Origin of the sequence: Paraburkholderia sp. EG304 (genome assembly GCF_046543485.1) — a bacterium.
Classification (GTDB): Bacteria; Pseudomonadota; Gammaproteobacteria; order Burkholderiales; family Burkholderiaceae; genus Paraburkholderia; species Paraburkholderia youngii.
Genome location: NZ_JBKGUA010000068.1, coordinates 18,672 through 27,178 on the forward strand (window position 1 = coordinate 18,672; position 8,507 = coordinate 27,178).

An 8,507-nucleotide genomic window follows, 5' to 3' on the forward strand; every position below is an offset into this window, starting at 1 on the left:
GGCTGCCCTTCAGGTCGCCTCGAAAAGGAATACACATGTCACTCGCTGTCGCAGCTCTATCCCATGCGCCGTCTTTCGGTAACGTCGATCCAGGCGGTACCACGCTTGCTGAAATCATGGCCGGCATCCAGGAGGTTCGCGCCTTCGTTGAGCGTTTCGCCCCCGAGGTCGTCGTCGTTTTTGGGCCCGATCACTTCAATGGCCAGCTGTATTCGTCCATCGCCCCGTGGGTGATCGGTGCGCAGGCTGAGGGAATCGGCGACTACGGCACGACCGAGGGCTTCATCAATGTTGATGGCGAGACCGCGCGCCAGCTGCATGCCGCAGTGCTGAATCAGGGCATCGACATCGCGCGATCTGAGCGAATGACGGTTGATCATGGCGTCATGCAGCCCGTGGACTTCTTGTTTGGCAAGAGTCATACGCGGCCCATCGTCCCGGTGTTCGTCAACGCAATTGCCTTTCCGTTGACACCGATGAAGCGTGTGCGCGAGATGGGTGAGGCGTTTGGCAAAGCTGCGCTACAGCTTGGAAAGCGCGTGCTCTTCATCGCGTCGGGGGGCATTTCGCATTCCCCGCCAATTCCGCGTTGGGAGGGGGCTCCTCCCGAACTGAAAGCACGTTTGGTTTCCTATGCCCCCACGCGCGAAGAGCGCCGCACACGTGAACAGGCCATCGTGGATGCGATCCAGAGGATTGCGGATGGCAAGGGTTCGAGTGCCCCGCTGAACGAGGCTTGGGATACCTTGCTGCTTGACACCTTCCGATCGGGTGATTTGTCACCGGTTGATACGTGGGACAACGACCAGTTCGTCATTGATGGTGGCTCAGCTGCACATGAGATGCGCAGCTGGATAGCGGCTTATGCCGCGCTCTCAACGGCTGGTAAATACAAGCTGTCTGTCGACCGTTATTGGGCCGTCAAGAGCTGGGGCGCCGGTTTTGCCGTTCAGGCGGGATGTGCAGCATGAACCGTCTTGTGACCTTCTGGGAAGCAGTGTCCGATCTTCCGCATCGTCTGCATTACGTTGACGTCGGGCCGTGGCGCACGCGTGTGCTCGACCTCGGCGAAGGTGACAGGGTCGTAGTGCTTGCCAATGGCACCAGTGGCCACATTGAGGCCTGGACGCAGAACGTGCGTGCGCTGGTTCAGGCTGGCTACCGTGTCATCGGTTACGACTATCCAGGTCATGGGTACACAACCCTGACCGATCACGACTTGGAAATCCCCGAGTACGAGTCGCACTTGCTAGGGCTGCTGGATGTGCTCAATCTGAAGCGTGTCCATCTTGCCGGGGAGTCACTCGGGGGATGGATCGCGGTCAAGTTTGCTGCCCACCACTCTAATCGTTTGCTGAGCGTGATTCTGAGTGCGCCCGGCGGCCGCGTGGTTGGCGAGCAGAAGGTAGACAAGGCGCAATCAGTGAGCAAGCAAGCGGTCACCGAGCCGACGTTCGAGAACGTCAAAAAGCGCCTTCAGGTCGTGATCCACGACCCACAGAAGATAACGGAAGAGTTAGTGCGCGTTCGCCAAGCTATATACAGCCGGGATCCGAGCGGGGCAAACATGGCTCATATCTCGGTGTTGCGTCAGCCGGAACAGCGTTGGCGCAACCGTGTCACAGATCAGGATTTCGCGGCCATCCCCGTGCCAGCGCTCTTTGTCTGGACAGACCATGAACCCACTGGCGACGCTTCAGAAGGCCGGCGCTTGGCTGCGCTTATTCCTCAAGGCGAGTTTCTGCTTGTTGAGGGCGCTGCGCACTGGCCCCAGTGGGAAGGTGCGGAGGTGTTCAATGCGGCGGCCGTCTCCTTCCTCGACAAACAGCACCGCCAGAGCGAGCCAGAACATGACCACTATGACCATCCCCTCTGAAACTATCCATAGCATCGCTCGTGAGCTCTACGACGCCCGCGTTGGTGTCTATACCGTTCCTTACGTCAGCCCGCGATTGCCTGAGCGCGACCTTGACGCGGCCTATGCAATCTCGGCTGAGTTCGCCGCACTGCGCGAACGAAATCTGGGCGTGCGCAGGGTAGGTCGAAAAGTGGGACTGACCAATCCGAACGTGCAAAAGCGCGTCGGCATTAGTGAACCCGACTACGGAGTCATCCACGACGACATGGTTTTCCAGTCGGGTGCGGTGTTGCCCAAGTCGCGCTACAACCGATTGCTAATCGAAGCCGAAGTCGCATTTGTGCTCAAGAGCGATATTTTCGATGCCACGCTCGAGCGAGTGGCGGCGGCCATTGACTACGTGACACCAGCGTTCGAGGTCGTTGATTTCCGCTACGACGGCAGCGTGGGGCAGATTGTGGACACCATCGCCGACAACGCCGGATGCAGTGGCATCGTGGTAGGCGAGGAAAAGCATCCCTATGGCTCGGTAGATCTCAAAGCGGTCGAAATGGTGATTACCGGGGGCGGCAAGGAGATTACCCGCGGCGTTGGGAGCAACGTGCTCGGCGACCCGATCAACGCCGTGCTTTGGCTGGCCGAAACCGCCATCCGCACGGGGCAGCCGTTGCGAGCTGGCGAGATACTGCTTTCGGGTTCGATCGGCTACATCGAGCCTTGGCCGATGGATGTCGAGTGTGTTGCCACCATTACCGGTCTCGGCCGCGTGGTCGCGAGTGTCGATTCGAAGGCATGAGTTTAGAGAGAGAGCTACACCATGAGTAACTATTGCCCCGTTGATGCAGTCACCCGCGTCGAGATTGAGCAGCTCATTTCCGAGATGCTTTACCGCCTGGATCACAACCAGGCCGATACCGCGTGGGAGCTCTATACCGAAGACGGTGTCTCAGTCGGCCCCTTGGGCACGATGAATCGCGAGCAGAGCAAGGCTTGGGGTGCCAAGCGGGTGAAGCAAGCCGACATCGTCAGCCGCCATTTCATTGGTGGAATCCGGTTGGTCTGGGACGGCGATGAAGTGGCCGGCACCGTGCAGTATCTGACGTTCCGCGACACCAACGAGCCGCAGACACAGCCCGCTTCTGTGGGTGAGTTCCGTGAGCGGTATCGCAAGGTTGAAGGTCAGTGGCGATTCTCCCGCCGCGAGATCGTGCCAGTCTTCGGAGGCAACGCTGCTGCTGCGCATGCGGCGCGGCTCACAGAACGTGAGAGCAAGCCATGAAAACAGCAGCTCTCGCGAGCGGGCCCAAGATATTGGTGCATCAGACGCTGCCTTCGTTCTCCATTCCGGAATGGGCGAAGGTTGCCGGCTACGACGGCGTCATCCTCGATCTTCAACATGGCGAACTCGGTCTCGACGCCGCGTGTGGCATCCTGCGCTCGATTCCTCGCGACAACGCTTACGCTTGGGCGCGTGTCGGCTCGACTGACCCCGGCCAGATCCTGCGCCTGCTTGACAGCGGCGCGCGCGGCATCGTTGCCCCCACTATCGAATCGCGCGAGCAGGCACAGGCCTTGGTGGCTGCGACCAAATATCTACCCATTGGTAATCGCAGCATGGGACCGTCGAGACCAGGGCTCTACATCGGTGATTCGTATGCCGAAGCAGGCAATCTCGCCGTCTCGACCATTGCCCAGATCGAGACCCGGATCGGCGTCGAACGCGCGGAGGAAATCATCTCTACTCCGGGGCTGGACTCGATCTACATCGGTCCTGCCGATCTTGCCGTTTCCTATGGCCTGCCGGGGCGTGGTGACTGGGACGACGGGCCTGTTCGCGACGCGATCGTCCACTTGCGCGAACTCACCCAGGCCCATGGCGTGACCCTCGGCATCTATTCAGGCAAATCTGCATACACCGCGGCGTTGTTGGCCGATGGACTGGTTGACTATGTCGCATTCGGTATCGATCTCGTTTTGTTGAATCGCGCGCTCGGCGACAACATCAACGAACTCAAGACCGCACTATCTACAAGGAATCGCTCATGAGCAAAACCGCGGACGTTCTCATCATCGGTGCGGGGCCTGTTGGCCTCATGCTAGCCAACCTGCTTGGACAGCAGGGAGTTAATGTTCTTCTCGTCGAGAAGAGCGAGACCCTGATCGACTACCCACGCGCAGTGGGCATCGACGACGAAGCCCTGCGGGCGATGCAGACTGCCGGCCTTGTGGATGAGGTGTTGCCTCACACCATCCCCGATCAGAAGATCTATATGGTCAACGGCGATCGACAGATCCTTTCTGAAGTCAACCCGACGACTCGCGAGTTCGGGTGGCCCCGCCGCAACGGATTTGTACAGCCGCTGGTGGATAGGGTGCTGCTTGACGGGCTCAAGCGTTTTCCGAACACAGCGGTGCGGTTCAGTACCGAGGTCGTCGATTTGCTCGAAGATGGCGAGGGCGTGGTGGCCACGACTGAGTGTGGCGAGAAGCTGCGCGCACGCTACGTAGTCGCAGCAGAAGGCGGTTCCTCGCGCACTCGCACGCAACTGGGTATTTCGTTCGACGGCGAAACTCGACCATCCGCTGGCATCGTCATTGACGTTGCCAACGACCCCATTGGAACGCCGCACGCCGTGTTCGGCGGCGACCCGAAACGCAGCTATGCCAGCATCGCACTGCCTCATGGGATCCGTCGTTGGGAATTCACGCTGTTCGAAAGCGAAGATCCTTCGCTGGTGGAAAACGATGACTACATCCACGCGCTGCTGGCACCGCATGTGCCTGACCCAACCAAGCTGGAGATCATTCGTCGTCGGGTCTATCGGCACCACGCGCGTGTGGCCGGACAGTTCAAGGTTGGCTCCATCTTCCTCGCGGGCGATGCCGCGCACGTGATGCCGGTGGTCGGTGGACAGGGATGGAACTCCGGCATCCGCGACGCTTTCAATCTGGCCTGGAAGCTTGGTGCGGTGATCAATGGCGCATGCGGCGATGCTCTGCTCGAAACGTACGAGATGGAGCGAATGGGGCACGTCAAGCAGATGGTCGCCGTCTCACTTGGCATGGCCAAGGAAATGACGGATCACGACCCCGCGAAAGCTGCGGAACGAGACCGCATCGCTGCCAACCGCACACCCGAGGAACGTGAAGCACAGAAGCGGCAGGCCTTCAAGCCTCAACCCAAGTTCGACAAAGGTGTGGTGGTACACACGCCGCTGCCGAGCTTCAAGACGCTGGCGGCGCGCGATGTGCCCCGCATGGCTGGTGCCATCTTCCCGCAGCCACGAGTGACCAACGCTCAAGGCGTCGAAATGCTGCTCGACGACGCCACCGGTCAGGGTTGGCGCGTCCTGATGTGGAACAACAATCCGATGGCTTTTATTTCGGCCGAACGTTGCGCTGCGCTAGCGCATCTGCGCGTGCGACTTGTTCAGGTGGTGCCTAAAGCACAACTGCCGTGGGCGCGTCGTCACGCCCCTGCGGGAGTTACGGTGATCGGTGACCTGGGTGGAGAGCCCAGCTTGCAAGCCTGGTTTGACGCTAGGCCGGTCGGTGCGGTTGTCGTTCGTCCTGACCATGTGGTTGCCGCCGAATGCTTGGCACAGGAGCTAGACGATGTGCTGGCACGTGTATTAGACGCTGCGCATTTCTGTCTGCCGCAGCAGTAATGTCGCTATAGGCCGCGCCAGACGCGGCAAATTGATCGGTTTATCAGGCACGTAGCGCGACTGCTTTCGGGCAGTCCGCTTTTCGTATTGCAGTCCACTCTTATAACTACGCTTTGGAGATGCATATGAATTCGAAGTCACCCAACGCCGTGCTGCGCCGGGGCGCAGCATTGGCGTCCCTCGCCGCCTTGCTCTTTGGCGCCCAGGCTGCGCACGCACAGAGTTCGGTCACGCTGTACGGCATTATCTCCACGGGCGTGGGCTGGGTCAGTAACGTGGGCGGAAGCTCGTCCGTCCAGATGATTGCAGGCACGATGCAGAATAACCGCTGGGGCCTGCGCGGCGTCGAAGATCTGGGCGGCGGTCTCAACGCGATCTTCGTGCTCGAAAACGGCTTCGACATCACCAACGGCAAGTTCCAGCAAGGTGGACGCATGTTCGGACGCCAGGCCTACGTCGGCCTGAGCGGCAAGTCGTGGGGTACGGTGACGCTCGGTCGCCAGTACGACATTCCGTTCGACTATCTCGACCGTTTCGAAGCGCCGGTTGCCGCGCTGGGCCTCGCCGCCCATATCGGCGACAACGACAATCTGTTCGGATCGTATCGCTACAACAACTCGATCAAGTACCAGTCGCCGACGGTGAACGGCCTGCGTGGGTCGGTCATGTACGCGATGAGCAACGCGGCCGGCCAGTGGGCCGTGAATCGCTCGGTGAGCGCGGGCGTGGCCTACGACAACGGGCCGCTCAAGCTGGCGCTGGTCGGCCTGAATACGAATTACCCGGGCCCGACGCTGAATCCGAACGGCGCGGTCACCGACGATTACATCGGGCCGCCGTTCCTGCTGTTCCATACCAGCCCGATCAACCGGAACGCGGGCGTGAGCCGTCAGCGCGAATTCGGCGGCGCCGCGCAATACTCGTTCAGCAAGCTGCGCCTGACCGGCCTCGTCACGGACGTGCGGTACGACTATCTCGACCACACGTCGCTGCATCTCGACAACTTCGACGTCAACGCCACCTACGACATCACGCCGTTCCTCGTGCTCGGCGCGGCCTATGTCTACACGAAGGGGCAATACGGCGGCGGTATCGACGCGGCTCCGCACTGGAACATGGGACAGATCAGCATCAACTATCTGTTGTCGAAGCGTACCAACGTCTACGTCTTTACCAACTATCAGCGTGCGACCGACGCCAAAGCCGTTACGTACCTGCTGGCGCCGTCGAGCAACGGGAGCCAGACGGTGGTCGTGGCTGGCATTCGTCACCTGTTCTAAAGCGCGCCCTCAGTCGCATCGCGCCTGACTTCACCCGCTTGAAAAACGACGCCTCCGCAACGTGCCGGAACCGGCGAAACGGAGGCGTCGAAGCGGTGAAATTCGTACAACGCGAATACAGTCGAAATCTAGTCGGGATAGTCATTCGCAGCCAACTACTGACGGGCGTGCGCGTGTCCCAGGCGCTCGCACAGCCGCAGGTGGCGCACCGCGAACTGACGATGACCCTGCTGATCGACGATCCGGAGCGCGACAGCATCACGGTCACGCGCAGCGGATTTCAGGTCGACGGCGCGCCACAGTCGGTCGCGCACGGGCCGCCGACGCTCGGGCAGCACAACGACGAAATCCTGCTTGAAGCCGGGTTCACGATGAATGAGATCGCTGCGTGGCGCGCGAACGGAACGATCAAGGCACAACGACATGCACGTGCCGCATGAGAAAGCCTTCGACTTGCTCGCGCAGGTCAAGGCAGGACGGACCACGCGCGTCACCGACATCCGGCCAGGGCAAGGCGGCCGGATCAAGGGGCCGCTGCCGCCCGCGTCCGGCTACGCGTATGCCGGCAAGGATAAAGCACTGCCCGCCCCTGGCATCCGCACTACCCGTTTCGGCGCGCCGTTGCGCGCTGACCGCTTTCGAAACGCCTGCTCTCGGAAATCATGAAATCGTTGATATCGTTTATTGATCGCCTGCCTATCGCGCGAAAGCTTCTCCTGCTGGGGATCCTGATTCTGCCCACCATAGGCGTGCCAACGTACCTCCAGCTCAAGTCATCGTTGAACGCCGTGAGCGCTGCCAGCACCGAACAGGCAGGCCTTGAGTCCGCACGCGCGCTCCTGTCGTTGATTCAGCTGACGCTGCAGCACCGGGCGCAAGCCGCCACGCTGCTAGGCGGCAAAAACACCGTCGCCGCGAGTCGCGAAGCGACGCGGGCAGCGGTGGACCAGGCCATCGCCCGCATCGACCAGGATCAGAAAGCACGAACGCGCCGTCCCGACATGATGCGCGCCTGGGAAAGCGCGGTCGCGAACTGGCGTGAGATTGCAGCGGCAGTCGACGCGCGCAAGCTCAGCGACAAGGAATCCACCATGCGCCACACGGAGATCATCGAACAATACCTCTCCATTCTCGATCTCCTGCTTGACGACACCGGCCTCGCTCTCGATTCCGAGGTGGGGACGCACTATCTCGTGCGTGCGGCGCTCGTGAGCTTGCCGAAGGCCACCGCAACGCTGAGCCTCACGCGGTCCCGGGGCGCCGGAATACTGGCCAGAGGAGAAGCGAGCCCAACGGAACGGGCCATGCTCGCCTCGCTGGCCAACGCTGCATCGGATCAGGCCGACGATCTGGGAAAGGCTTTCGACAAGGCCTTTCATGCGGAGCCCGAACTCAGTGCCGCGCTCGCGGACGAGCTCGATCGCGCCAATACGTCGATTCGCGCGGCCCTTGATCTGGCGACCCGAGAGATCGTCAGTGCCGACGCGATCCACTACGCGGCAATCGACTACATCAAAACTTTCACGGGCGCGTTGGACCCGCTCTTTGCGCTCGAAGCCCGCGCGCTCGACAGCCTTAAGGCATTGCTGATCAAGTCCACCGCATAGCTACTCGGAGCGTTATAGAGCGGAGTGGATAAGGAAGGCAGAACAGGATGAAGCAGCAGACGCTGGCGATGGAAGCTGACGAAGGTGCGGGTTT

General features: G+C 60.9%; 10 protein-coding genes. All 10 read left to right on the plus strand.

All coding sequences use genetic code 11. From position 1 onward, the window contains the following. Positions 1-35: 35 nt before the first annotated feature. On the plus strand, positions 36-971 hold the full coding sequence (locus tag ACLFKU_RS38080) for a 3-carboxyethylcatechol 2,3-dioxygenase (protein ID WP_410852623.1): 936 nt from the start codon (positions 36-38) through the stop codon (positions 969-971). Then, positions 968-1,876, plus strand: coding sequence for an alpha/beta fold hydrolase (locus tag ACLFKU_RS38085; RefSeq protein ID WP_410852624.1), 909 nt, complete (start codon positions 968-970; stop codon positions 1,874-1,876). The genes ACLFKU_RS38080 and ACLFKU_RS38085 overlap by 4 nt, the downstream gene beginning before the upstream one ends. Next, entirely contained in the window at positions 1,851-2,654 is an 804-nt protein-coding gene (locus ACLFKU_RS38090; RefSeq protein WP_410852625.1) for a 2-keto-4-pentenoate hydratase, read from the plus strand. The genes ACLFKU_RS38085 and ACLFKU_RS38090 overlap by 26 nt, the downstream gene beginning before the upstream one ends. 21 nt (positions 2,655-2,675) lie before the next feature. Then, positions 2,676-3,137 carry a nuclear transport factor 2 family protein gene (locus ACLFKU_RS38095; protein WP_410852626.1) on the plus strand — a complete coding sequence of 154 codons (462 nt, stop codon included), beginning with the start codon at positions 2,676-2,678 and terminating at the stop codon, positions 3,135-3,137. Further along, positions 3,134-3,904 (plus strand): HpcH/HpaI aldolase family protein, encoded by a 771-nt coding sequence (locus ACLFKU_RS38100; RefSeq protein ID WP_026228773.1) that lies wholly within the window; start codon positions 3,134-3,136, stop codon positions 3,902-3,904. The genes ACLFKU_RS38095 and ACLFKU_RS38100 overlap by 4 nt, the downstream gene beginning before the upstream one ends. After that, positions 3,901-5,526, plus strand: a complete 1,626-nt coding sequence (locus ACLFKU_RS38105; RefSeq protein ID WP_410852627.1) for a bifunctional 3-(3-hydroxy-phenyl)propionate/3-hydroxycinnamic acid hydroxylase — start codon at positions 3,901-3,903, stop codon at positions 5,524-5,526. The genes ACLFKU_RS38100 and ACLFKU_RS38105 overlap by 4 nt, the downstream gene beginning before the upstream one ends. A 125-nt stretch (positions 5,527-5,651) precedes the next feature. Continuing rightward, the gene (locus tag ACLFKU_RS38110) at positions 5,652-6,806 is read left to right on the plus strand and encodes a porin (protein WP_410852628.1); all 1,155 of its coding nucleotides are present in this window, start codon (positions 5,652-5,654) and stop codon (positions 6,804-6,806) included. A gap of 173 nt (positions 6,807-6,979) precedes the next feature. Then, on the plus strand, positions 6,980-7,246 hold the full coding sequence (locus ACLFKU_RS38115; RefSeq protein ID WP_410852629.1) for a hypothetical protein: 267 nt from the start codon (positions 6,980-6,982) through the stop codon (positions 7,244-7,246). Next, on the plus strand, positions 7,230-7,472 hold the full coding sequence (locus tag ACLFKU_RS38120) for a hypothetical protein (RefSeq protein WP_410852630.1): 243 nt from the start codon (positions 7,230-7,232) through the stop codon (positions 7,470-7,472). The genes ACLFKU_RS38115 and ACLFKU_RS38120 overlap by 17 nt, the downstream gene beginning before the upstream one ends. Further along, positions 7,469-8,413, plus strand: coding sequence for a nitrate- and nitrite sensing domain-containing protein (locus ACLFKU_RS38125; RefSeq protein ID WP_410852631.1), 945 nt, complete (start codon positions 7,469-7,471; stop codon positions 8,411-8,413). Before ACLFKU_RS38120 ends, ACLFKU_RS38125 begins: the two co-directional genes overlap by 4 nt. Positions 8,414-8,507: the final 94 nt, after the last annotated feature.

Excerpts from the sequence above, each read along its gene's own strand:
- ACLFKU_RS38110 (WP_410852628.1), top strand. The coding sequence starts at position 5,652 with ATGAATTCGAAGTCACCCAACGCCGTGCTGCGCCGGGGCGCAGCATTG.
- ACLFKU_RS38095 (WP_410852626.1), top strand. The coding sequence starts at position 2,676 with ATGAGTAACTATTGCCCCGTTGATGCAGTCACCCGCGTCGAGATTGAG.
- ACLFKU_RS38100 (WP_026228773.1), top strand. The coding sequence starts at position 3,134 with ATGAAAACAGCAGCTCTCGCGAGCGGGCCCAAGATATTGGTGCATCAG.
- ACLFKU_RS38090 (WP_410852625.1), top strand. The coding sequence starts at position 1,851 with ATGACCACTATGACCATCCCCTCTGAAACTATCCATAGCATCGCTCGT.
- ACLFKU_RS38085 (WP_410852624.1), top strand. The coding sequence starts at position 968 with ATGAACCGTCTTGTGACCTTCTGGGAAGCAGTGTCCGATCTTCCGCAT.
- ACLFKU_RS38105 (WP_410852627.1), top strand. The coding sequence starts at position 3,901 with ATGAGCAAAACCGCGGACGTTCTCATCATCGGTGCGGGGCCTGTTGGC.
- ACLFKU_RS38125 (WP_410852631.1), top strand. The coding sequence starts at position 7,469 with ATGAAATCGTTGATATCGTTTATTGATCGCCTGCCTATCGCGCGAAAG.
- ACLFKU_RS38120 (WP_410852630.1), top strand. The coding sequence starts at position 7,230 with ATGCACGTGCCGCATGAGAAAGCCTTCGACTTGCTCGCGCAGGTCAAG.
- ACLFKU_RS38080 (WP_410852623.1), top strand. The coding sequence starts at position 36 with ATGTCACTCGCTGTCGCAGCTCTATCCCATGCGCCGTCTTTCGGTAAC.